This window comes from Arthrobacter sp. KKT183 (assembly GCF_055657625.1).
This window is the reverse complement of the sequence record NZ_CM145770.1, coordinates 3009327-3032384: the sequence shown is the minus strand read 5'-3', so window position 1 is coordinate 3032384 and position 23058 is coordinate 3009327. Positions and strand designations below refer to the sequence as shown.

The 23058-nt window shown below is 63.7% G+C and carries 17 protein-coding genes; 15 read left to right on the top strand and 2 right to left on the bottom strand.

The annotated features are described in order from the left end of the window. Window positions 1–183: 183 nt before the first annotated feature. Entirely contained in the window at window positions 184–1296 is a 1113-nt protein-coding gene (locus ACZ2GY_RS14370) for an IS110 family RNA-guided transposase (protein WP_471673603.1), read from the bottom strand. A 710-nt stretch (window positions 1297–2006) separates the two neighbouring features. On the opposite strand from ACZ2GY_RS14370, the gene ACZ2GY_RS14365 reads away from it, so the two are divergent. The 7 genes from ACZ2GY_RS14365 (at window position 2007) to ACZ2GY_RS14335 (ending at window position 12647) form a co-directional block, all read left to right on the top strand. Continuing rightward, window positions 2007–3977, top strand: a complete 1971-nt coding sequence (locus ACZ2GY_RS14365) for a heavy metal translocating P-type ATPase (RefSeq protein ID WP_471673602.1) — start codon at window positions 2007–2009, stop codon at window positions 3975–3977. Between the two features lie 20 nt (window positions 3978–3997). Then, window positions 3998–4588, top strand: a complete 591-nt coding sequence (locus ACZ2GY_RS14360) for a DUF305 domain-containing protein (RefSeq protein WP_277357468.1) — start codon at window positions 3998–4000, stop codon at window positions 4586–4588. Window positions 4589–5052: 464 nt separating this feature from the next. Continuing rightward, entirely contained in the window at window positions 5053–6078 is a 1026-nt protein-coding gene (locus ACZ2GY_RS14355; RefSeq protein ID WP_471672206.1) for a trypsin-like peptidase domain-containing protein, read from the top strand. A 294-nt stretch (window positions 6079–6372) separates the two neighbouring features. After that, window positions 6373–7734 carry an extracellular solute-binding protein gene (locus ACZ2GY_RS14350; protein WP_471672205.1) on the top strand — a complete coding sequence of 454 codons (1362 nt, stop codon included), beginning with the start codon at window positions 6373–6375 and terminating at the stop codon, window positions 7732–7734. Window positions 7735–7856: 122 nt separating this feature from the next. Next, on the top strand, window positions 7857–8711 hold the full coding sequence (locus ACZ2GY_RS14345; protein WP_471672204.1) for a carbohydrate ABC transporter permease: 855 nt from the start codon (window positions 7857–7859) through the stop codon (window positions 8709–8711). Continuing rightward, on the top strand, window positions 8708–9616 hold the full coding sequence (locus tag ACZ2GY_RS14340) for a carbohydrate ABC transporter permease (protein ID WP_277357447.1): 909 nt from the start codon (window positions 8708–8710) through the stop codon (window positions 9614–9616). The genes ACZ2GY_RS14345 and ACZ2GY_RS14340 overlap by 4 nt, the downstream gene beginning before the upstream one ends. Before the next feature lie 4 nt (window positions 9617–9620). Continuing rightward, on the top strand, window positions 9621–12647 hold the full coding sequence (locus tag ACZ2GY_RS14335; protein WP_471672203.1) for an alpha-mannosidase: 3027 nt from the start codon (window positions 9621–9623) through the stop codon (window positions 12645–12647). A 76-nt stretch (window positions 12648–12723) separates the two neighbouring features. Here the strand turns inward: ACZ2GY_RS14335 and ACZ2GY_RS14330 are convergent, their stop codons facing one another. Then, window positions 12724–13452, bottom strand: a complete 729-nt coding sequence (locus ACZ2GY_RS14330; protein ID WP_346027409.1) for a FadR/GntR family transcriptional regulator — start codon at window positions 13450–13452, stop codon at window positions 12724–12726. Between the two features lie 240 nt (window positions 13453–13692). Between ACZ2GY_RS14330 and ACZ2GY_RS14325 the strand changes: the two genes are divergently transcribed. From ACZ2GY_RS14325 to ACZ2GY_RS14290, 8 genes are all read left to right on the top strand, one after another. Then, the gene (locus ACZ2GY_RS14325; protein WP_346027408.1) at window positions 13693–15303 is read left to right on the top strand and encodes an ABC transporter substrate-binding protein; all 1611 of its coding nucleotides are present in this window, start codon (window positions 13693–13695) and stop codon (window positions 15301–15303) included. Between the two features lie 71 nt (window positions 15304–15374). Further along, the gene (locus ACZ2GY_RS14320; protein ID WP_471672202.1) at window positions 15375–16334 is read left to right on the top strand and encodes an ABC transporter permease; all 960 of its coding nucleotides are present in this window, start codon (window positions 15375–15377) and stop codon (window positions 16332–16334) included. Between the two features lie 2 nt (window positions 16335–16336). After that, window positions 16337–18529: a dipeptide/oligopeptide/nickel ABC transporter permease/ATP-binding protein gene (locus tag ACZ2GY_RS14315; protein ID WP_471672201.1), complete on the top strand. Its 2193-nt coding sequence runs from the start codon at window positions 16337–16339 to the stop codon at window positions 18527–18529. Next, a complete protein-coding gene (locus tag ACZ2GY_RS14310) occupies window positions 18526–19332 on the top strand; it encodes an ATP-binding cassette domain-containing protein (protein ID WP_471672200.1) in 807 nt (268 codons plus the stop codon). The genes ACZ2GY_RS14315 and ACZ2GY_RS14310 overlap by 4 nt, the downstream gene beginning before the upstream one ends. Window positions 19333–19377: 45 nt before the next feature. Then, window positions 19378–20304 carry a dihydrodipicolinate synthase family protein gene (locus ACZ2GY_RS14305; protein WP_471673601.1) on the top strand — a complete coding sequence of 309 codons (927 nt, stop codon included), beginning with the start codon at window positions 19378–19380 and terminating at the stop codon, window positions 20302–20304. A 3-nt stretch (window positions 20305–20307) separates the two neighbouring features. Beyond that, window positions 20308–21276: an ROK family protein gene (locus ACZ2GY_RS14300; protein ID WP_471672199.1), complete on the top strand. Its 969-nt coding sequence runs from the start codon at window positions 20308–20310 to the stop codon at window positions 21274–21276. Further along, a complete protein-coding gene (locus tag ACZ2GY_RS14295) occupies window positions 21273–21950 on the top strand; it encodes an N-acetylmannosamine-6-phosphate 2-epimerase (protein WP_346027403.1) in 678 nt (225 codons plus the stop codon). Before ACZ2GY_RS14300 ends, ACZ2GY_RS14295 begins: the two co-directional genes overlap by 4 nt. Next, a complete protein-coding gene (locus tag ACZ2GY_RS14290) occupies window positions 21947–22948 on the top strand; it encodes an alpha/beta hydrolase (protein WP_346027402.1) in 1002 nt (333 codons plus the stop codon). The genes ACZ2GY_RS14295 and ACZ2GY_RS14290 overlap by 4 nt, the downstream gene beginning before the upstream one ends. Window positions 22949–23058 lie beyond the last annotated feature (110 nt).

The following is a 23058-nucleotide window of genomic DNA, read 5'->3' as shown; positions in this document are numbered from 1 at the left end:
ATCTGCTTCACGAAGATGCACTTCGGATCACCGGCACGGGCCAAGTTAGCTCGTGGACCGCCGCGGGTAAGCCCCAAATGTGCTTTGCCATGGCTCAATCCTCACCCACGGCAGGACCCTTTTTGGTGAATGCCGCGCGTCCGGCACGCTTAAGACCTCGCGAACTGTCCGGGGAAGGATCCGTTACCGGGCACCACCTGAACCGACTGCCCGGGCAACGTGGGATGGGGTTGGTTCCGCGGTGGCGTAAAGGGAGTTGAGTTGGCGGTAGAGCGTTCGGGCGATGTAGCGCTTGAGGGACCTGCGGATTTCACGGTAGCTGCGGCCTTCTTCGGTGCGTCTGGTTACATAGTCCCGTGTTCCGGGGTCGTGGACCATCCGGGGCATGGTGATGGTGTGCAAGGCCCGGTTGAGGCGCCTATCACCGCCCCGGTTGAGCCTGTGTCGGACAGTGTTGCCGCTTGAGGCTGGCAAGGGATTCACTCCTGCCAGTGAGGCGAAGGCAGCTTCGCTGCGAACCCTTCCTGGATGCGACCAAGCTGTCAGGACGGTGGCGACTGTGACAGACCCGGCGCCCACCATCTCAAGCAGCGGCGCCGCGGGGCTTTGCTGGATCAGCTCTGTCATGCGCTTGTGGTTCGCAGTCAGCTGGGTGGTCACCTCGAGAACGCGGCGCGCCAACCGTACTGCTTCCTCGCGCGCGATCGATAGTTCGATCTGCTCCTGTCGTTCCCGCCATCTGGTGATCGTGGCGATCTGGGCGTGAACCAGAGGTTTACGGGCGTCGATTCCCAGATCGTGTGCCCGGAGTAAGGCGATGAGTGCATTGACATTTATTGTTCGTTCCCGGGTCAACTGATCCCGTGCTGCGCTCAGGATCCTGAGTCCGGCACGGGTTCCTTCATCCCGGCGAGGGGCTCGGAGCCGGGACTCCTCTAAGCCGGTGACTGCGGTTCCGATGGCGGCGGCGTCCAGCGGGTCGGATTTGCCGATCGCCCGGCGCCCTCGGGCGTTCATCCGGGGAGCTTCGGCGACGTCGTAGCCGGCGTCGGCTACTGCCCTGGACAGACGTGCCCCGTAGGAGCCGATACCCTCAACAGCCCATAGACAGGCCATGTCGCCGTCGGTCCGTCGGCCTACCCAGGCGAGTGCGCGGGAAATCCCTGCCGGGGTGGTCGGGAACTGTTCGCACGCGACCTGTCGCTTGGTGCTGGCCTCGATGATGGCGTGCGTGTGTGTGCGGGCGTGGCAGTCCACGCCGATTACGAATGGGCGGGTCTGCGCAACGATAGTCAACGCGGCCACCCTCCTTCCTTTCGAACGGGCAAGACTGGTCGCATCACGACCGGCGCTGGACCTGGGAAGAGTCACTTCGAGGCAATACTGTGATGAGCCACAACCGCGAGGGGCTGGGCAAGCTTCTAATCAAGCCACCGTCGTGGGACAGGTCAACGCCGGCCGCTCCACCCAGCGCGGACAAGTCGGGGGAAATGCACCCTCAGAGGGGGCAATTGTTTTTTCGAGTCGCGCACCAGGCAGAACGACCGGCACCAACACTGCCAGCTAGTCCCAGACCAGCCACGTAAAGACTCACATTGATTTTTGCGCACCTACGGCGACTTCGCATGCCGTGGAAGTCGCCGTAGGTGCGCAAAACTTCCGGGGTTGGCAGATACCCCCTGGGGGTATAGTTTACTGGTACCGGAGTCAGAAAGTCCGAGCCCGCTTACCGGGCCGCATACTCCTTGAAGGTCATTCGATGCGGCCGTCGCCACGTTCGGTTCGTGTGCAGCGACAGGCCAAACATTCCTCCATCAACGCCTGACTTTCCAGGTCCCTCGGAAGGCTTTTCTCGAGGGCCGAAGGGAATCATCATGAAACACCAGACTTCAGGTCACGCGGGTGCGCAGGTCGCGGACCATGAAACGCCGGAACACCTCGACCATTCCTCCCACGCCGATTCCGAAGTGCATACGCATGGCCAGCATGCCGGGCACTCCACCGCTATGTTCAAGAACCGGTTCTGGATCAGCCTGATCCTGGCCGTTCCCGTTGTCCTGTTCAGCCACATGTTCGCCGAGATCGTCGGCTACACGCTCCCTGACTTCCCTGGCGCCCTATGGATTTCGCCGATCCTGGGCACGGTCATCTTCTTTTACGGCGGCGCACCGTTCCTCAAGGGTGGCATTTCCGAGCTGAAGTCCCGTCAGCCCGGCATGATGCTGCTGATTGCCATGGCCATCAGCGTTGCCTTCATCGCGTCCTGGATCACCACGCTTGGGATCGGTAACTTCAACCTCGATTTCTGGTGGGAACTCGCTCTGCTGGTGGTGATCATGCTGCTGGGGCACTGGATGGAAATGCGTGCCCTCGGCTCAGCCGCCGGCGCCCTCGACGCTCTGGCAGCACTCCTGCCGGATGAGGCGGACAAAGTGACCGACGCCGGTATCGAAACTGTGCCGGTCAGCTCGCTCGCTAACGGCGATATAGTCCTGGTCCGCTCCGGTGCCCGCGTTCCGGCCGACGGCGACATCGTCGACGGCGCCGCCGAGTTCGATGAGTCGATGATCACCGGTGAGTCCCGCACCGTCTCCCGCGCTGCCGGCGAGATGGTGGTTGCCGGCACAGTCGCAACGGACAACGCCGTGCGGGTGCGCGTCACCGCTGCCGGAGCGGACACCACCCTGGCCGGGATCCAGCGCCTGGTCGCAGAGGCGCAGGCGTCCTCCTCCAAGGCGCAGGCACTCGCGGACCGTGCGGCGGCGCTGCTGTTCTACTTCGCGCTGATCGCGGGCATCCTCACGTTCATCGCCTGGCTGCTGCTCGGCAGCCCGGATGACGCGGTGATCCGGACCGTGACCGTGCTGGTGATCGCCTGCCCGCACGCCCTCGGCCTGGCGATTCCGCTGGTCATTGCCATCTCCACGGAGCGCGCGGCCAAGAGCGGTGTACTGATCAAGAACCGGATGGCGCTGGAGCGGATGCGGACCATCGACGTCGTGCTGTTCGACAAGACGGGCACGCTCACTGAAGGCCGTCACGCGGTGACCGCTGCCGCCGCCACCGGCGGTGTTGCAGAGGCCGAACTGCTGGCCCTGGCAGGCGCTGCCGAATCCGACAGCGAGCACCCGGTGGCCCGTGCCATTGTGCAGGCGGCGGCGGACAATCCTGACGCCGTAGCCTTCGGTTTCCGCGGCGCCGGGTTCTCGTCAATGACGGGACGGGGAGTGCAGGCGGAAGTCAACGGTTCCCAGATCGCTGTCGGCGGCCCCAACCTGCTCCGGGAACTCTCCCTCGATACGCCGCCGGACCTGAGCGGCGCCGTCCAGGAATGGATGGGCCGCGGCGCTTCGGTGCTGCACGTGGTCCGGGACGGTGCCATCATTGGTGCGCTCCGGCTTGAGGATCGGGTACGGGATGAGTCCTGGGCGGCCGTGAAGGCGCTGCAGGATCGCGGAGTCAAGGTTGCAATGATCACCGGAGACGCGCGCCAGGTGGCTGAGGCCGTCGGTGCCGAGTTGGGCATCGATGAGGTCTTCGCTGACGTGCTGCCGCAGGATAAAGACTCCAAGGTAGCCGAGCTGCAGTCACGCGGGCTCAAGGTGGCCATGGTCGGCGACGGCGTGAATGACGCTCCTGCGCTGGCCCGTTCGGAAGTGGGGATTGCGATCGGTGCGGGCACCGACGTCGCAATGGAATCTGCCGGCGTCGTGCTGGCGGGAAATGATCCCCGCTCGGTGCTGGCGATGATCGACCTGTCCCGGGCCAGCTACCGGAAAATGATTCAGAACCTCGTCTGGGCCACCGGCTACAACGTCCTCGCCGTTCCGCTGGCTGCGGGAGTGCTCGCCTTTGCGGGCATCGTGCTCTCGCCCGCGGCCGGGGCCGTGCTGATGAGCGTCTCCACCATTGTGGTTGCGCTGAATGCGCAGCTGCTGCGCAGGATCGACCTCAACCCAGACCGCATCACCCAATGAACCAGAAGGATCAGACCATCATGAAGCGTTACCTATCCCTTTCAGCGCTCGGTGTTGCCGCCGTCGTCATGCTTGCCGGCTGTGGGGCTGCCGATCCGGGTGAATCGGCAGCCGGCTCATCCGGCAGTGAGGTGTCCGGGGAGCATAACGACGCCGACGTCATGTTCGCGCAGATGATGATTCCCCACCATGAGCAGGCGGTTCAGATGAGTGACGTCGTTCTCGCCAAGGACGGCCTCAGCCCCGAGATCACCGAGCTGGCCACCCAGGTCAAGGACGCCCAGGCGCCCGAGATCGAGACGATGACAGGCTGGCTCGATGCCTGGGGAGAGCCGGTTGAGGGCCACCACATGGAATCTGCTGACGGCGAGGACGGCATGGACGGCATGCTGAGCGAGGACCAGATGGGTGAGCTTGAGGTCGCCCAGGGCGAGGAGGCAGCGCGCATGTTCCTCGAGTCCATGACCGCTCACCACAACGGAGCCGTGGACATGGCACAGGAGGAAATCGAGAACGGCGAGAACCCTGAGGCCATTGCGCTCGCCGAAGACATCGTCGAAACGCAGGAGGCGGAAATCGAGGAGATGAAGGAGTTGCTCGCGGAACTGTAGCTGTGTTGCCCTGGGTTGGTGAGGGTCGGCGCAGCACTTTGCGGGAGGGCTCAGATACCCGGCCCTTCCCGCTCCTGCAACCTTTTCCCAGTGAAGCGGTGGTAAGGCTTAGCGAACTGCTACGGCGAGGTAGGACGACTGAAATGGTTTCCTACCCACGAGTTTGAGGAGTCCAGGATGTCCAGACAGAGCGCTCTCGGTGCACGGGAGACAACAAGCGTGTGTTCAGTCTGATGAATGGGCAGGTGGTCGCTCGACCATTTATCAGCACCGTAATAGGTTCGTCTCTACTTGGGTTGCTACTCACGGGATGTAGCGTACTTGATGCGTCCTCGCCGACGAGCGAACCGGCTCCTCCACCGATATCTTCGTCACCGCCGCCCGCGGAGCCAAGTACGCCGGCTCCTCCGAGCCCGACGGCGCCCGCTTCTTTGCCTGCTTCGACGTCGTCAGCTCCTGAGCCGATGACATGGCCTGAAGTGGTGGACGAAGTGCAGTCTGGGGTGGGGCAACTGAGCGTCACCGGCTGTGAGAGCAGCTCAACAGGCACTGGATTCCTCATTGCCCCAGATCTGGTGGTTACCGCGGCGCACGTGGTCGACCAAGCTTCGGCCATAACTGTCTCTTTTGACGGATCGACCTCAGTCCGCGGCGTCGTCCTGGGCTTCAACGCTCTAGCGGACCTGGCCTTGGTGAGGACGGAAACTGCAGTCAGCGGGCACCAGTTCGCATTCCAACCGACCGAACCCAGCATCGGGACCGAGGTGGCAACCCTGGGCTACCCGGGCGGCGAATCACTCACGTTAACGCTCGGAGTTGTGAGTGGGCTCGACAGGGACATCAACTTCGGGGTCGGGTTCATCGGCGACATGATTAGAACTGATGCGGCTGTGAATCCAGGAAATAGTGGCGGTCCGCTGCTCGGACAGGATGGTTCGGTCACAGGCGTGGTCAGCGCGTACAACCCCAACCAACAATCAGCCGGATATGCCGTAACCGCGCCTAGAGTAGCCGAAGCAGTGGAGGAGTGGCGGACCCGAGGGGTGCAGATGGCGCCGGTGGATTGCGGGGTTGCACCGGCCCCGAACTCCGGGACCTTCCCCATGACCGTCAACTCAAACCATGATCAGGCGAACAATATAGGTCAAGCCTTGCTGCTACATGGCCAAGGAATCAACCGGGGTGCCTACGAAGCGGCCTTCGAGCAGTTCTCCCCGGAACTGCAAGCAATTTTCGGTAGCGTCACCGAATGGAGCCAAGACCTCGGCTCCTCTTATTGGACAGATCTTGACGTGCTTGAAGTAACCGGCGTCGGCGACTCCATAGTCACTAAGGTTGCGCTGCAGACCCAGCAGAGTGCCGAGCACGCACCTGTGGATGGCCAGACCTGCTCCAACTGGCTCATTGACTACACCATGATCTGGGACGGAACCGGTTGGCGCATCGCAGGAACAGAACTGCCGAATGGTGAGCCGCAATCCTGTAGCTAACCTCACTGCTACGCCCGGTTTTTGCTACCGTCCGGGGTAGTCGGTCCAGCGCATGTGCCATGCGCAGCGCCGCAAGCTCACTCGGGGGATTCGCACCGTGATTGCTCGCGGAACTGTAGGCGGCAGGCTCTAGGCTGGTTTCCACCACCGTTGATTTGGCAGGACACGCCCTGAATGGTTGGCCATGGAGGGCATGTCCTGCTCATTCAACCGGGGGATTGTGGGTTAAATCCACTCGATGTACTATTTCCGGTATCGGAAGTCTCCCGATGCCTAAGTTTCAAAGGAGAAACCATGCGCGGCGCCTCTCGAACCCTCCCAGCAGCGGCAGTCGCCGCGCTCCTCGTCCTCAGCGGCTGCGCAGGCGGCGGCGGAGAGGAGGAGGCCGCGGACAACACCCTGCGGATCATCTACCAGAAGGCCGGCGAGGCCTCTCCGCTGGACACCCTCATGCAGACGACCAAGGAACAGTTCGAGGCCGCCAATGAGGGCGTCACCGTGGAACTTGAGCCGGTCGAGGGCACCGATGAGGACTACAACACCCGCCTTGCGCTCTCGCAGCGCTCGCCGGATACCGCTCCGGACGTCTTCTATGAGGACACCTTCCGCCTCCGCTCCGACGTTGAGGCCGGGTATCTGCTCAATCTCGACGAACACCTAGCCGGTTGGGATGAGTGGGACGCCTTCAACGAGCGCGCAAAAGAAGCAGGAAAGGCGGACGACGGCGGCACCTACGCGGTGCCGCTTGGCACCGACACCCGGGTCATCTGGTACAACAAGCAGGTGCTCCAGGACGCCGGGATCGAGGTTCCCTGGCAGCCCGAATCATGGGACGACCTCCTCGAAATGGCACGTACCGTCAAGGAAGCGCAGCCTGATTCACGGCCGTTCAGCATGTACGCGGGAACGGGCACCGGTGAGGGCACCGTCATGCAGAGCTTCTACGAGCTGCTCTACGGCACTGAAAGCGGCGGTCTCTATGATGACGAGTCATCGAAGTGGATTGCCGGATCCCAGGGCTTCGTCGATTCGCTGGCGTTCCTGAAGACTCTCTATGACGAGGAATACGCCGTTACCCCGGCCGAGGCCCTCGATCCCAACGTGTGGCAGGTAGTCCTCGGCACCATGCTGCCGGAAAACCAGATGGCAGCCACGGTGGAAGGTTCCTATGCGCCGTCGTTCTGGCAGGAAGGCGGCATGTTCGAGTGGCCGGAGTACGCGGACGTCATGGGCGTTGCGCCGTTCCCCACGCAGAACGGTCAGGAGCCCGGAGCCACGAGCATGTCCGGCGGCTGGACGCTGGCCGTCGGTGCGGGTGCGGAGAATCCGGACCTGGCCTTCGAGTTCCTCACCACCGCCATGAGCCAGGAAAACCTGCTGCAGTACACGGTGGACAGCTCGCAGATTGCTGTGCGTACGGATATCGCCGAAGCGCCCGAGTACCTTGACGCGAACCCGTTCGTGGCGGATGTCTCGGCGGTGCTTGATGTTACGAACTACCGGCCTGCAACCTCCAACTATGCCGAGATTTCGACGGCGGTGCAGGAAGCCACCGAAGCCGTCATCACCGGCGGAGCCACTCCCGAAGAAGCGGCTGCAACGTACGACGAGGCCTTGACGGCGATCGTCGGCGAAGAGAACGTCGTCGAGGAGTAGCCATCTCCTCCACGGTCACTTCCCGCGGTTCGTCCTCCGGCGCCGCGCGCCGCGGCGGCAGCGGGAACAACAGCCAGGAGCGGGAGCGTAACGGACGGGCCTCCCGCTCCCTGGCATCGGCGTTGAAGCTCATACCCCTCGCGCCGGCGATCATCCTCATCGGGATCTTCCTGGCCGGGCCGATCGTCTGGTCCTTCTACGGGTCCTTCACCAACGCCGCCCTGACCGGCCCCAACGCGAAGAACCCCGAGTGGATCGGCCTGGAGAACTACACCACCCTCTTTGCGGACCCGCTCTTTCCGCAGTCACTGCTGCTCACCGTTGTCTTTGTGCTGGTGTCGGCGGTGATCGGGCAGAACTTCCTCGGACTCGGCCTCGCGCTGCTCATGCAGCGGGCGCACAAGGCGGTTGCCGCCGTCGTCGGCGTATGTGTGGTGGCAGCGTGGGTGCTGCCGGAAATTGTGGCAGCTTTTGTTGCGTACGCGTTCTTTTTCCGGGACGGGACGCTGAATCAAATCACCGGCTTTGCGGGCTTGCCGGCAGTGGACTGGCTCTTTGAGCACCCGATGCTCGCGATCATTCTCGCCAACATCTGGCGGGGGACCGCGTTCTCGATGATGGTCTACCAGGCGGCGCTCAATGACGTGCCGAAGGAGATCACCGAGGCTGCGGAAATCGACGGGGCGGGCGGGGCCAAGACGCTGGTCTTCGTCACGGTTCCGATGATTCGGCGCAGCATCGCCACCAACCTGATGCTGATTACGCTGCAGACCCTCGCCGTGTTCACGTTGATCTACGTGATGACCGCCGGCGGGCCCACCAACCGGAGCACCACCCTGCCGATCATGGCGTACGAGGAAGCCTTCCGTTACAGCGACATCGGCTACGGCACGGCGATCGCGGTGGTCATGCTGATCATCGGCGCCGCGTTCTCCCTCGCGTACATCCGCCTGCTGCGCGAGAGGAAACCCTCATGAGCGGGCCGGTTTCCAGTACGACGACGACGGCGGCGCCCCCGGATTCGCAGCGGTCCCGCAGCGTCCGCCAGGGTGCCCGCAGCCTGCGCCGCGGGGCGCCCAGCTGGAGCGCCAGTGTTGTTCTGGCCGTGATCGCCCTGTGTTTCGTGGTGCCGCTGAGCTGGCTGGTGCTGGCGTCCTTCGATGCTGAAGCGACGTACGAGACTGCCCTGCCGGCGTCCTTCTCGCTGGCCAATTTCACCGCCATTCTGACGCCGGAACAGACGTTTGTGCCGCTGTGGAACAGCTTCATCCTGTCCGGTGGATCGGCGGCGCTGACCGTGATTGCCGCAGTGTTGGCCGCCTACCCGCTGTCCCGCTTCAACACCCGGTTCAACCGACCGTTCCTCTACACCGTGCTGTTTGGCACCTGCCTGCCGATTACGGCGATCATGGTTCCGGTGTACAGCCTGTTTGTGCAGCTGAACCTGCTGGATTCACTCGCCGCGACCACGTTTTTCCTCGCCGCGACGTCCCTGCCGATGGCCATCTGGATGACCAAGAACTTCATGGATTCAGTGCCGGTGTCACTCGAGGAAGCGGCGTGGGTAGATGGCGCGTCCGCCATGAAAGCGCTGTGGCACATTGTGGTGCCGCTGATGCGGCCGGGACTCGGCGTCGTGTTCATCTTCGTGTTCATTCAGGCGTGGGGGAACTTTTTTGTGCCGTTCATCCTGCTGTTCTCGCAGGAAAACCAGCCCGCAGCGGTAAGTATTTTCCGGTTCTTCGGGCAGTTCGGGACGGTCGCGTACGGGCAGCTGGCCGCATTCTCGATCCTCTATGCACTGCCCGTGATTGTCCTGTACATCCTCGTTTCGCGTGTGTTCGGTGGCTCCTTTGCCATGTCCGGCGCCCTGAAAGGTTAGCTTCATGCATGACAATCGACTTCTCGTCGAGGCGCGAATCGCCCGATTCCTTGCCGAGCGGCTGACCCCTGCGGTCTGGCCGGTCTCCGTGCCGCTCGAGATTTCCGCCTGGCAGGCGCCGGGGGAACCGGTGCCGTTCTCTTCCGTCGTCGCCGAGCAGTTCGAGCCGTTCGTTGTGGGCTCCATGTGGGGGCGACCGTGGGGAACCACCTGGTTCCGCTTCAACGCGACCGTGCCGGAGGAGTGGTCTGTCACTTCCGGGCACCAGCTTGAGGCCGTGATTGACCTCGGATTCTCCACGATCATGCCGGGCTTCCAGGCCGAGGGGCTGGTGTATGCACCGGACGGGCGGGTGATCAAGGCACTGGAGCCGCTGAACATGTGGGTTCCGCTGGACGCGGCGCCGGGCACCGCCGTCGAGTTCTATGTTGAGGCGGCGTCCAACCCCAATGTCATTGACGGGTTCGATTACCAGCCCACTCCGTTGGGCTCGCTGTCCACTGCGGGTTCGGATCCGCTGTACACGTTCCGCCGCGCGGAGGTGGCGCTGTTCGACCGCGAGGCGTGGGAGTTGGGCCAGGATGTCTGGACGCTGAACGGACTCATGCATGAGCTGCCCTTTGACCTGCCGCGCCGGCACGAGATCCTGCGCGCACTGGAGAAGGCCGTCAACGCCGTCGACCCAACGGATATCTCCGGGACAGCATCGGCGGGCCGCGCGTGTCTGGCTGCGGTGCTGGCTGCGCCTGCGCACGCGAGTGCGCACCGGCTGCACGCGGTGGGCCATGCGCATATCGACAGCGCCTGGCTCTGGCCGGTCCGGGAGACAGTGCGCAAGGTGGCCCGGACGTTCTCCAACGTGCTTGAGCTGATGGACCGCAATCCGGACTTTGTGTTTGCTGCTTCGTCGGCGCAGCAGTACGCGTGGCTCAAATCGTCCTATCCGGAACTGTTCGAGCGGGTCGCGGAGAAGGTCCGGTCCGGGCAGTTCGCGCCGGCCGGCGGCATGTGGGTGGAGTCGGATACCAATATGCCGGGCGGCGAGGCGCTTGCGCGGCAGTTTGTTGCCGGTAAGCGCTTCTTCCTCGAGAACTTCGGCGTGGAGCCGCTGGAGGTGTGGTTGCCGGATTCCTTCGGGTACTCGGCTGCACTGCCGCAGATTGTCCGGGCGGCGGGGTCGGAGTACTTCCTCACCCAGAAGATCTCGTGGAACGAGACGAACCTGTTCCCGCATTCGTCCTTCAACTGGGAGGGCATTGACGGCACGAGGGTCTTCACGCACTTCCCGCCGGTGGACACCTACAACTCGGATCTCAGCGGACCCGATCTTGCCCGCGCCCAGCGGAACTACCGGGAGAAGGGCGCCGCCAACACCTCGCTGGTCCCGTTCGGCTGGGGCGACGGCGGTGGCGGACCCACCCGGGAGATGCTCGCCGCTGCTGCCCGCGCCGCTTCCCTCGAGGGGTCGCCGACTGTGACGCTGTCTTCTCCTGCACGGTTCTTCTCGGAGGCAGCCGCCGAGTATCCGGATGCACCGGTATGGTCCGGTGAGCTGTACCTTGAGTTCCACCGCGGCACGTACACCTCGCAGGCGCGGACCAAGCGAGGCAACCGTCGCTGTGAACACCTGCTGCGTGAGACGGAGCTGTGGTGCACGATTGCTGCCGTGCGATCGGGGTTCGAGTACCCGTATGACGAGCTGGAAACCGCCTGGCATACGGTGCTGTTGCAGCAGTTCCATGACATCCTGCCGGGATCCTCGATTGCCTGGGTCCATGAGGAGGCCGAGCGGAACTATGCGGCGGTTACGGCTTCGCTGGAGTCGCTGATCGGCGCGTCGTTGGAGGCGCTGCTGGGCGACGGATCAGCGACAGCCGCCCTGAATGCCGGCCCCTATCGTGTGGAGGGTGTGCCTGCACTGGGAGGTGCGGCGCCGTCGTCGTCGGCTGTTTATGAACCGGCACGCGAGGGGTCCTCGTGGGTGTTGGAAAGCGAATCCCTGCGGCTGACGGTTGATGAGAACGGGTTGTTCACCTCCTTGGTGGTTGACGGCTTGAGTGCGTCCGGCGGGCGGGAAGTCATCCCCGCGGGCACGAGCGCCAACGTGTTCCAGCTGTTCCGGGATACGCCGAATCAGTGGGACGCCTGGGATATCGATGAGCATTACAAGTTCAATGTCACCGAGCTGACCGAGGCGGCGTCCGTTGATGCGGTCGGTTCCGTGTTGCGGGTGGAGCGGGTGTTCGGGAAGTCGCGGCTGGTTCAGCGGATTTCGTTGAGTGCTGACGGCACCGCGGTGAACCTGTCGATCGAGGTTGACTGGCATGAGCAGCAAAAGCTCCTCAAACTCGCGTTCCCGGTGGATGTGCTGGCTGATCGTGCGGCGTCGGAGATCCAGTTCGGGCATATCCAGCGACCGACGGCCACGAACACGTCCTGGGATGCTGCGCGGTTTGAGACGGTGGCGCACCGCTGGGTCCACGTGGGGGAGCCCGAGTTTGGGGTGTCGCTGGCGAATGATTCGACGTACGGCTATGACGTCACCCGGGCGGAGTCGCCGTCCGGTGTTCCCCACACGCTGCTTCGTGCGTCGCTGTTGCGGGGGCCGCTGTTTCCGGACCCGCAGGCTGACCAGGGAGCGCATACCTTCGAGTTTTCGCTGCGGCCGTCGTCCGGAATCGCTGAGGCGGTTGCGGAGGGCTATCGGTTGAATCTGCCGGTGCGTACGGTGGCCGGCGTGGGGTCTTCAACTGTTGAGCCGGTCCTGACGGTCTCCAACCCAGCAGTGGTGGTGGAGGCAGTGAAGCTGGCCGAGGACCGGAGCGGTGATGTTGTGGTGCGGCTGTATGAGGCGTTCGGAGGGCGGGCTTCGGTGGTGCTTTCGGCCGGCTTTGAGTATTCCTCCGTGATTGCCACGGACCTGTTGGAGCGGCCGGTTTCGGCGGACTGCGTCCAAACCACCGACGACGGCGGTGTTGCTCTCTCGCTGCGACCCTTCCAGTTGGTGACGCTGCGGTTTCGGCGGGTGTGAAGTTCCAACGCGGGTGACGCTGCGCTTCTGCGCCCGGTGACGTTCAGCGCCGCTGCGCTTCACCGCCCCGTGGCGTTCAGTGCGCGGTGAGCTTCGCCAACTGGTCCCGGATGCCATCGAAGTGGCGCTTCAACCGTTCAGATGCCAGCGCTTTGTCGCCCGACTGCACGGCGGAGAAGATATCCCGGTGGATGGCGGCGGTTTCCATCAGGTTGGCCGTATCGCCGCCCACCTCGGCATGGATCTTCCGGTAGACCTTCCAGAAGACCGACATGAGGTTGGAGAGAAGTTCGTTGCTGAGCGGTTCGAACAGTTGACGGTGGAATTCCTCGTCAATATCAGCGAAACCTTCGCCTCGCTGTGCTGCAGCTTCCATCCGCTGCACAGTCTGTTCGATGGCTTGTCGATGGTCCGGAGTCATCACATCCATTGCGTCACCGATCAGCCCCGATTCCAGCGCCTGCCGCACGTCGACGAGTTGGATGGCTTCCTTGCCCTCGTGCCGGAGGGAGAGACGGCCGCGGAACGTCAGTCCGTCCGTCAGGGCATCGAAATTGCTGGGGGCCACGAACATGCCGAAACCGTGGCGGATTTCGACGACGCCCAGCGCCTGGAGCACTTTGAGGGACTCCCGCAGCGTGTTGCGTCCGATCCCGAGCTCGGCAGACAGCTCACTTTCGGTGGGGAGGGGATCGCCGGACTCCAATTCACGCTCAAGAATCAGGTCCATGATCTCGGCCTGTAGTGCACGGAGCCGGGCCTGCGCGCTGAAGCGCGCTTGGCGTTGCGGAAGATCGACGCTCATAATTTCTCCTAGAGTCAGCGGGCGGCGGTGGTCAAGACCCCGGAACGACCATCGCCGTACACGGCCCGTCAGTGGAGTTCATCCGCGGTTAGGTTATCGGATGTCCCACCTCTTTGCACAGTCCCACTTCTACTCACATTATTCGAACTTGACCAAGCCATGTGATGCGTCTTACAGTTCTCGGCATAGCATCGGACATCCTACATCCGATAACCAATCTTGAAATGGTGAGGCACATAGATGAGCAACACTTTTGAAACCCCGGGGCTGCTGAAGGATTCCAGCCGCCGCAACTTCCTGAAACTGGCCGGCGTCATGGGTGCCGCAGCCGCGTTTGCCGGTTCGATCTCGGCCTGCAGCCCCGGCGGCAGCCCGGCTCCGGCAGAAGGAGGCGAGGCTGCAGCAGGGTCCATCGAAGCCGGTATCTCCTACCAGCTGTCCACCGGGTTCGACCCCATGCTGGCCACAGGTGCAACGCCGCTCGCGGCAAACCTGCACGTCTTCGAGGGCCTGGTGGAACTCCACCCGGCTACCCGGGAGCCCTACCTGGCACTTGCCGCAGCGGACCCGGAGATGGTTGATGACACCACGTACCGCGTGACCCTCCGCGATGGCGCCACCTTCCACAACGGGGAGCCGGTGACGGCGGAGGACGTAGTCTTCTCCTTCGAGCGTGTCCTCGACCCGGAGAACGCGTCGCTGTACGCAGGATTCATTCCGTTCATTGACACGGTGACCGCTGTCGATGAAAAGACCGTCGAGTTCAAACTGAAGTATGCATTCCCCGGCTTCGGCCCCCGTATCTCGGTCGTCAAGATTGTGCCCAAGGCCGCTGTCGAAGCGGATCCGGAAGGCTTCGACCTCGCGCCCATCGGCACCGGTCCGTTCAGCCTGGTGTCCGCAGTCAAGGAAGACAAGATTGTCTTCAAGAAGTTCGCCGACTACAACGGCAAGTACCCAGCCCGCGTCGAGGACATGACCTGGCTGCTCATCGCTGACCCAGCCGCCCGCGTAGCCTCTATCCCGTCCCGCACCCAGGCCATCGAAGACGTTCCCTACCTCGACGTCGACCAGCTGAAGAGCAAGGTCGAGGTTGAATCCGTTCAGTCATTCGGGCTCCTTTTCCTGCTGTTCAATACGGCCAAGGAGCCGTTCGGCGACAAGCGGGTCCGGCAGGCACTGCACTATGCGCTCGACACCGAAGACATCATCTCCAAAGCCCTTCTGGGGAACGCAACCCCTGCGACCTCTTACTTCCAGGAAGGCCACCCGTCCTATAAGGAAGCCTCCACGATCTACAACTTCGACGCCGGGAAAGCCAAGTCGTTGCTGCAGGATGCAGGTGTGGAGAATCTGTCCGTCACGCTGACCTCGACCGACACCGGCTGGGTAACGAAGGTTGTGCCGCTGATCAAGGAAGCCTGGGACGCCATCGGCGTGAACACTACGCTGGAGATTCTGCAGTCCGCGGCCGTGTACTCACCGGAGAAGGTGAACGGTGGAAACTTCGATATACTCTGCGCACCCGGTGACCCCTCCGTCTTCGGGAACGACGGCGACATCCTCCTGAGCTGGTTCTACCGCGGCGACGCCTGGATGAAGAACCGCGCCGCCTGGCACGAGACAGCTGAGTACAAGGAGATCCAGGCCAAGTTGGATGAAGCGGCCCAGCTCGCCGCGGAGGACGCGAAGGCTATTCACGGAGAAATCATCGACATCGTCGCTGAAGAAGCACCGCTGTATCCGATCTTCCACCGCCAGCTGCCCACTGCGTGGGACAGTGAAGCGCTGGTCGATTTCGAGCCTCTTCCGACCACGGGTCTCTCCTTCCTTGGAGTCGGCCGCAGCTAGTCCGCGCGACGGTGGGACTGCCCCATCCGGGCAGTCCCGCCGTTTCCTGCGAAAGGTTTGGAGTTCTCTAAGTGACCACGTTAATCCGCCTCCTGGGGCGAAGGCTGGCAGCCCTGCCCTTCATGCTGCTGGGCGTTACCATCATGGTGTTTGTCGTCTTGTCGGTGGTGCCGGCGGACCGCGCAACCGCAGTCCTCGGACCCGAGGCGACCGAAGAGATGAAGTTCGCCTGGCGGGAAGAACGCGGACTTAACGACCCCCTCATCGTCCAGTTTTTCCGCTACCTGGCCGGCATCCTGCGGCTGGACTTCGGCGTCACCAACCCGCCGGAAGAGTCGGTGGCAACCAAGATTGCTGCTGCCTTCCCCGTCACCCTTCAGCTGACGCTCCTGGGAGTGCTCCTCGCCGTCGTCCTCTCGCTTGTCCTCGGCGTTCTCGGAGCCCTGTACCGGGACAAGTGGCCGGACCAGGTCATTCGCATCTTTTCCATTGCAGCGATAGCAACGCCGTCGTTCTGGCTTGCGATCCTGCTGATCCAGTGGTTCGCTCTGCCGGAAGGATCAATCTTCCCAACGGGCGGGCTTGCGTGGGCTGACCAGTACGGCTTCGTCGGCTGGCTCTACGCCATGGCGCTGCCGGCGCTTGCACTCGGCATTCCCGTCTCCGCGTCGCTGATCCGCGTGGTCCGCACCTCGATGGTGGAGGAACTGGACCGGGATTATGTGCGCACCGCGATCGGCAACGGCGTGCCCTACCGCACCGTCGTGGCGCGCAATGTCCTGCGCAACGCGCTGGTCACCCCGGTGACCGTGCTGGGTCTGCGCGTGGGCTACCTGCTGGGCGGCGCCGTCGTGATTGAAAAGATCTTCAGCCTCAACGGGATGGGCGATCTGATCGTCACCGGCCTGACCACCTCCGACACCAACCTTGTGCAGGGCGCGGTGCTGACAATCGCCGTCGTCTTTGTGATCGTCAACATCTTGGTTGACGTCCTATACCTGCTCATCAACCCGCGAATCCGGACGGTATAACCATGCGAAACGGACTGGCTACCCGCCTGAGCACCTCCGGGGCCCGCTTCCAGGCGCTGCCTCTCAGCTCAAAGATTGCGCTTGGCTTCCTCAGCTTCATCATTCTCGTGGCCATCATTGGCCCCATGGTGGCGCCGTACGGGGAGAACGAGTCGATCGCGCCAGTACTTCCGCCGGGAGGACCTCACCTCTTCGGCACCGACGGCTCCAGCTACGATGTCCTGTCCCGCATCCTCTACGGTGCGCGGGTCTCCATCGCCATCGGCCTCGGTGCCGTGTTGCTCGCGATCATTATGGGTGCCCTGCTGGGCGCACTGGCAGCCACATCCCGCAAGTGGGCGAACGAAGGCATCATGCGGGTCATGGACGTCCTGATGGCGTTCCCCGGCATCGCGCTGGCCGCCGCTCTGCTCTTTGCGCTGAAGGATCACTCGAACAACATCTTCGGCTCAACGGTGCCGGTCATCATTCTGGCGATCGCCATCGTCTACACCCCGCAGCTGGCGCGCGTGGTTCGTGCCAACGTGCTGGCCCAGTACGGCGAGGACTACGTCCGTGCCGAGCGGGTCCTGGGAGCGGGCCGCTTCTACATCCTCTTCAAGCACATTGTCCGCAACACCGCGGCCCCGGTGCTGGTCTTCGCTACGGTGATGGTTGCCGACGCGATCATCCTCGAGGCATCGCTGTCCTTCCTCGGCGCCGGTGTCCAGCAGCCCGCAGCCTCCTGGGGCAACGTGATGTCCGACGGCCGCAACGTGGTGTTCAGTGGAGCCTGGTGGCCCACCACCTTCGGCGGTATCACCATCCTGCTGACGGTGCTGGCCCTGAATATCCTCGCGGAAGGGCTGACCGACGCCATGGTCAACCCGAAGCTGCGCAAGGCGGCGCCCGTGAAGGAAGAGCCTGTGAAGGCAGCCCAGCTCAGCGAGACGGCCCGGGCAACGGTGGCGCAGCCTTCGGTCCTGGACGCGGAAGAAGTCCAGACCGGCGTCGGCCGCCGGGAACAGAACGACGACGACGGCGCCGCCTTCGAGAAGGCAGCGACGCCGGGCGCAGCCATCCACAAACCCGGTTCACTCGCGGCGCTCGCGGAGGAACTCAAGCTGCTGTCCCGCGTGGAGAGCAGCCGCACAGACCGGCTGCCTCAGGTACCCGCCGATGCTCCCGTAATCCTTGAAGTGAAAGACCTTTCCATCCGCTTCCCCGGGCGGTACGGAGATACAGCGATAGTGGACCGGGTGAATTTCACGGTCCGCGAGGGCGAGACCATGGGCCTTGTCGGTGAATCCGGATGCGGCAAGTCGATTACGTCACTGGCCATCATGGGCCTGCTGCCGCCGTCGGCGGAGCTGAGCGGTTCCATCAGGTTCAACGGCAAGGAATTGCTGACCAACAACCCGAAGGAACGGACGGGCCTGTACCGGGGACTGCGCGGCGAACAGATCGCCATGGTCTACCAGGACGCACTGAGCTCGCTGAATCCGTCCATGCAGATCAAGGACCAGCTCACCCAGCTGACCAAACGCAACGGCCGAAAGACGCCGAGGGAGCTGCTGGAACTGGTGAAGCTGGATCCTGACCGCACGTTGAAGAGTTACCCGCATGAACTTTCGGGCGGCCAGCGCCAGCGGGTACTGATTGCCATGGCGCTGTCCCGTTCGCCGCGGATCGTCGTGGCGGATGAGCCCACAACTGCCCTGGACGTGACCGTGCAGAAGCAGGTGGTGGATCTCCTCAATGACCTCCGCGAGCAGTTGGGGTTTGCGATGGTCTTCGTCAGCCACGACCTCGCCCTTGTTGCCTCCCTGGCACATCGCATCACGGTCATGTACGCCGGCCAGGTGGTGGAATCAGCTGAAACAACCGAGCTCCTGCGCAATCCGCACCACGAATACACGCGCGGCCTGCTGGGCGCGGTGCTCTCCATCGAGGCTGATGCGGAACGGCTGCACCAGATTCAAGGCACCGTCCCCTCGCCCCGCGAGTTCGCTGCGGGCGACCGGTTCGCCGAGCGCTCGCTGCGCCCGGACGCCGATCCCAACCAGGTGCTCGAGTTCACCCGCGTAGGCAACGGTGAGCACTACTGGGCAAGCCATCTCACCTCTGACGCGCCGCAGGGCGGTCAAGAGACCACGGACGACGACGACGGCCTGGTGAAAGCCTCCGCCGCCACCTCCCCGGAAGGTGCACGATGAACAGCAACGACACGGTGCCGGTCCTGGAACTGAAGGATGTCAAGGTCTACCACCGCTCGAGGACGGGCAGTCTTTTCCGTCCCAATATCGTCAAGGCGGTGGACGGGGTCAATTTCACTGTGCGCCGCGGCGAAACCGTGGGCATTGTCGGTGAATCCGGGTGCGGAAAGTCCACGCTGGCTTCGGTGCTGGTCGGGCTTCAGGAACCCACTGCGGGCCAGATGCTGTTCCATGGCAAGCCGGTCAAGAGCCGCAAGGATGCTGCCCGGAAGCAGTTCGGCCGTGACGTCTCAGTGGTCTTCCAGGATCCGTCCACAGCCCTGAACTCGCGCATGACCATCCAGGATATCCTGCTCGATCCCCTGCAGATCCACGGCATCGGCAGCGAGCAGAGCCGGCTTGCCAAGGTGCGGGAACTGCTCAGCGTGGTGGGCCTTCCGCAGTCAGCTGCCGAGGTGATTCCCAGCCAGGTCTCCGGCGGTCAGCGGCAGCGCGTGGCGATCGCCCGTGCGCTAGCGCTGGAACCCTCGGTGATCGTGGCGGACGAACCCACGTCCGCACTCGACGTCTCCGTCCGCGCCCAGGTCCTCAACCTGCTCTCCGACCTGAAGCGCGAACTGAACCTCGGCATGGTGTTCATCTCGCATGACATCCAGACCGTCCGCTACGTCTCTGACCGGATCTGCGTCATGTACTTCGGCAAGATCGTCGAAGAGGGCAAGGCAACGCAGATCTTCGACCATCCAGCCAATGACTACACCAAGAAACTCCTGGGCGCAGCGCCCAGCCTGCTCCACATCTGAGCACCCAGCTCACAGCACACCTACCTCTGGAGAAATATCGTGGCAATCGCGCCTACTTCCCGCTTCCATGGCGTCATCCCGCCCGTGGTCACCCCCCGGTCCGCCGACGGCGCTATTGATGTCGCTTCCCTTGAACGGCTGACCAAGCACTTGCTCGACGGCGGTGTGAACGGACTGTTCGTTCTCGGCTCCTCCGCGGAGGTGCCTTATCTGACCGACAGTGAGCGCGCCGTCGTCGTCAGCACCATCGGGGGAGTGAATACAGGGCAGGTTCCGCTGATCGTGGGAGCCAATGAGCAAACCACCAACCGGGTCATCGATGAGGGCCGCCGCATGGTTGAGCTCGGCGCCGATGCGCTGGTCGTGACGTCCCAGTACTACGCGATCTCCGATGCCAATGAGACCGAAACGCACTTCCGGGCGGTGCACGCTGCGCTCGACGTCCCGATCTTCGCGTATGACGTCCCTGTGCGCACCCACTACAAGCTGCCGACGGACCTGCTGGTGCGCCTCGGACGCGAAGGTGTCATTGCGGGTGTGAAGGACTCATCCGGCGATGATGTGTCCTTCCGGCAGCTGCTCATTGCGGCCAGGGACATCCCGGACTTCGACATCTTCACCGGCCACGAAGTGGTGGTGGACGGTGCGCTGCTCGGCGGTGCACAGGGTGTGGTTCCGGGTCTCGGCAACGTGGATCCGGCAGGCTACGCACGGTTGTACGCTGCGGGTACATCCGGTGATTTCGCGGCTGCGGCCGCTGAGCAGGACCGGCTCGCTGATGTCTTCTCCATTGTCTACACGCCGACCCCCGGGCGGGTTTCTCCCGGTGCGGGCGGCCTCGGCGCCTTCAAGACGGCCCTTATGCTCATGGGCGTCATTGATTCCAACGCCATGTCGGCGCCCATGGTTGCGCTCAACGACAGCGAAACCGCGGACATCCGGGTCATCCTCGAACGGAACGGCCTGCTCTAGACCATGCGGTACGTCATCGGAATCGATCTGGGCGGCACCAAGACGGCGGCCGGCGTCGTCAGCGAAGACGGCCGCGTGCTGTGTGCGAGCCGAATCCCTACTGCCGCCCGGGACGGCGCCGAGGCGATTCTCGATGCCACCGCTACCCTCGTGCTTCGATTGATGAGGCGGGCGGAAGCTGCGGGGATCGTCGCCGATGCGATCGGCATCGGATCGGCAGGCGTCATCGACGGGGAGCGCGGGATCGTGGTCTCTGCAACCGATGCAATCAGCGGCTGGGCAGGAACCCGGTTGACCGACGGGCTTCAGGCACGCACCGGTCTGGCCTGTACCGCGATCAACGATGTCCACGCCCACGCATTGGGGGAATCCTGGGCAGGGGCTGCTGCGGGAAGCTCGAGTGTGCTGTTGGTGGCCGTCGGCACCGGTGTGGGCGGTAGCTTCGTCGTCGACGGTGTTCCGCAGCAGGGTGTGCGGTTTGCTGCAGGTCATGTCGGTCATTTTGCGTCGCCGTATGCCTACGAGTTCGCTTCCGGCAGCGCTGTTGCCTTGCCATGCTCGTGCGGCGGCGCGGGGCACGTCGAGGCGATTGCCTCCGGTCCGGCGATCCTCCATTCCTACAACCGGGTGGTGCCGCCGGACAACGCCGCTTCCGACACGCAGGCCGTCTTCGCCAGGGCCGCTGCGGGTGACCAAGCAGCGCTTCTCGTAGTGAGCAGGGCAGCCGCCGCCTGTGGACAGGCTATCGGCGGACTCGCGAACATCCTTGACCCGGAGGTGGTGGTGGTCAGCGGCGGAGTGGCCGGTGCCGGGCCGCTGTGGTGGGACGCGATGACCCGCGCCGCATCCGCTGAGCTGCTTCCGGCGCTGGCTGACTTGCGGATCGTTCCGGCGAACCCGGCCTCGGACGCCGCTGTCCTTGGCGCTGCCCGGCTGGCACTGACCCTCGACCCCGTGAAGGTGGCCTCATGATCAACCTGGAAAGCCTACGCGGCCGCTTGATTGTCTCCTGCCAGGCCTACCCCGGCGAGCCGATGCGGGATCCCCACACCATGTCTCAGGTGGCCCAGTCGGCCGTGATCGGTGGTGCTGCCGCTGTTCGGGTACAGGGACTCGCCGATATTGAGCAGACCCGCGAGGCGGTGGAGGTTCCGGTTATCGGACTGTGGAAAGACGGACACGACGGCGTCTTCATCACTCCCACTCTCCGGCACGCTCTGGCCTGCGCGAAGGCGGGTGCTCACGTTGTGGCCCTTGACGGAACCCGGCGGCACCGGCCTGACGCGTTGACGCTCCAGCAGACGATTGACGGGCTGCGCGCAGAATCAGATGCACTGGTTATGGCGGATTGCGGATCCCTCGATGATGCGTTGGCTGCGGTTGCTGCGGGAGCGGATCTCATTGGAACCACGCTCGCGGGGTACACCGGCGAACGCGAGAAGACCGTCGGTCCGGACCTTGAACTCCTCGAGCAGCTATCCGCGGCCGATCTTGGCCGGCCGATCATTGCCGAGGGGCGCATCTCGACGCCGGACCAGGCACGGCAGGCGATGCAGGCGGGGGCGTTCGCCGTCGTCGTCGGAACTGCCATCACGCACCCGGCGAGCATTACGGGATGGTTTGTGAACGCGGTGGAAGCGCCGTGACGGATACGTTGCGCGACCGTGATCACGGACTCGGTCAGCATCAGGAACAGGTTTGTGAACGGACCTTCCAGGCACGTGTTGATCCGGAGCTGCTTGGAGGATTGGCGTACTCTAAAGCCCTGCCCCCGCCCACAACCGTCGAGGAGTTGGTTCGATTCCGTTGCCGTGCCGCGGAGTTGGTTCCGGCATTCGATCAGTCCGCCACGTCCGTGATGCTGCTCAAGCACGATGGACCCGTCCCGCTGTGGAGTTACACGCCGCCCGGTGGGGGGCCGTTCGCTGCCATCTACTGGATTCACGGCGGCGGAATGATCAGCGGGAGCCTGCGGGCTGATCAGCCGTACTGCACCGCGCTTGCCGAAGCCACTGGTTGTGTGGTGATCGCCGTCGAATACCGGCTCGCACCCGAATATCCGCACCCGGTTCCGGTTGAAGATTCGTATGCCGGACTTGAGTGGGCTGTGGCGCATTCGGCGGAACTGCGGATTGATCCGCAGCGGTTGGCAATCGGCGGATCCAGCGCAGGTGGAGGGATCGCAGCTTCAGTCGCCCTGGCGGCGCGGGATCGGGGCGGTCCGCAGCTCGCGTTCCAGTACTTGATGTATCCCATGCTCGACGACGCCCAGATCTCCCCGTCCAGCCGCGAGTTTGCAGGCATCCCCACCTGGAGCCGGGAGCGGAACGCTTTTGCCTGGCAGTGCCTGCTTGGTTCCTCGGCTGGTTCTGCCAGTGGAAGTCCCTACGCCGCCCCGGCTCAGGCTGCGGATCTGGCCGGCCTGCCTCCCGCAATGATCCAGGTGGGGGAGCTGGACCTCTTCCGGGATGAAGACGTCGAGTACGCGTCCCGCCTGCTGCAGGCCGGGGTGCCCACCGAACTTCACCTGTACCCGGGCGCCTACCACGGATTCGAGCTTGTTTCTCCTGAAGCCAGCGTCAGCCGACAGGCGATGGCTGACCGCAATCGTGCGCTGGTCCGCATTCTCCATCAGCAGTCCTGATTACCGCCGTATCTCGTTACAGCCACCGAACCAATGCCACATCAAAGGAAAGGGACACGTTTCACTCCGAGGAGGTAGGACATCGTATGTCCACCGAACCACTGACGAAG

Excerpts from the sequence above, each read along its gene's own strand:
- ACZ2GY_RS14340 (WP_277357447.1), top strand. The coding sequence starts at position 8,708 with ATGAGCGGGCCGGTTTCCAGTACGACGACGACGGCGGCGCCCCCGGAT.
- ACZ2GY_RS14295 (WP_346027403.1), top strand. The coding sequence starts at position 21,273 with ATGATCAACCTGGAAAGCCTACGCGGCCGCTTGATTGTCTCCTGCCAG.
- ACZ2GY_RS14335 (WP_471672203.1), top strand. The coding sequence starts at position 9,621 with ATGCATGACAATCGACTTCTCGTCGAGGCGCGAATCGCCCGATTCCTT.
- ACZ2GY_RS14315 (WP_471672201.1), top strand. The coding sequence starts at position 16,337 with ATGCGAAACGGACTGGCTACCCGCCTGAGCACCTCCGGGGCCCGCTTC.
- ACZ2GY_RS14330 (WP_346027409.1), bottom strand. The coding sequence starts at position 13,452 with ATGAGCGTCGATCTTCCGCAACGCCAAGCGCGCTTCAGCGCGCAGGCC.
- ACZ2GY_RS14360 (WP_277357468.1), top strand. The coding sequence starts at position 3,998 with ATGAAGCGTTACCTATCCCTTTCAGCGCTCGGTGTTGCCGCCGTCGTC.
- ACZ2GY_RS14355 (WP_471672206.1), top strand. The coding sequence starts at position 5,053 with ATGACATGGCCTGAAGTGGTGGACGAAGTGCAGTCTGGGGTGGGGCAA.
- ACZ2GY_RS14300 (WP_471672199.1), top strand. The coding sequence starts at position 20,308 with ATGCGGTACGTCATCGGAATCGATCTGGGCGGCACCAAGACGGCGGCC.
- ACZ2GY_RS14325 (WP_346027408.1), top strand. The coding sequence starts at position 13,693 with ATGAGCAACACTTTTGAAACCCCGGGGCTGCTGAAGGATTCCAGCCGC.
- ACZ2GY_RS14365 (WP_471673602.1), top strand. The coding sequence starts at position 2,007 with ATGTTCAAGAACCGGTTCTGGATCAGCCTGATCCTGGCCGTTCCCGTT.
- ACZ2GY_RS14310 (WP_471672200.1), top strand. The coding sequence starts at position 18,526 with ATGAACAGCAACGACACGGTGCCGGTCCTGGAACTGAAGGATGTCAAG.
- ACZ2GY_RS14350 (WP_471672205.1), top strand. The coding sequence starts at position 6,373 with ATGCGCGGCGCCTCTCGAACCCTCCCAGCAGCGGCAGTCGCCGCGCTC.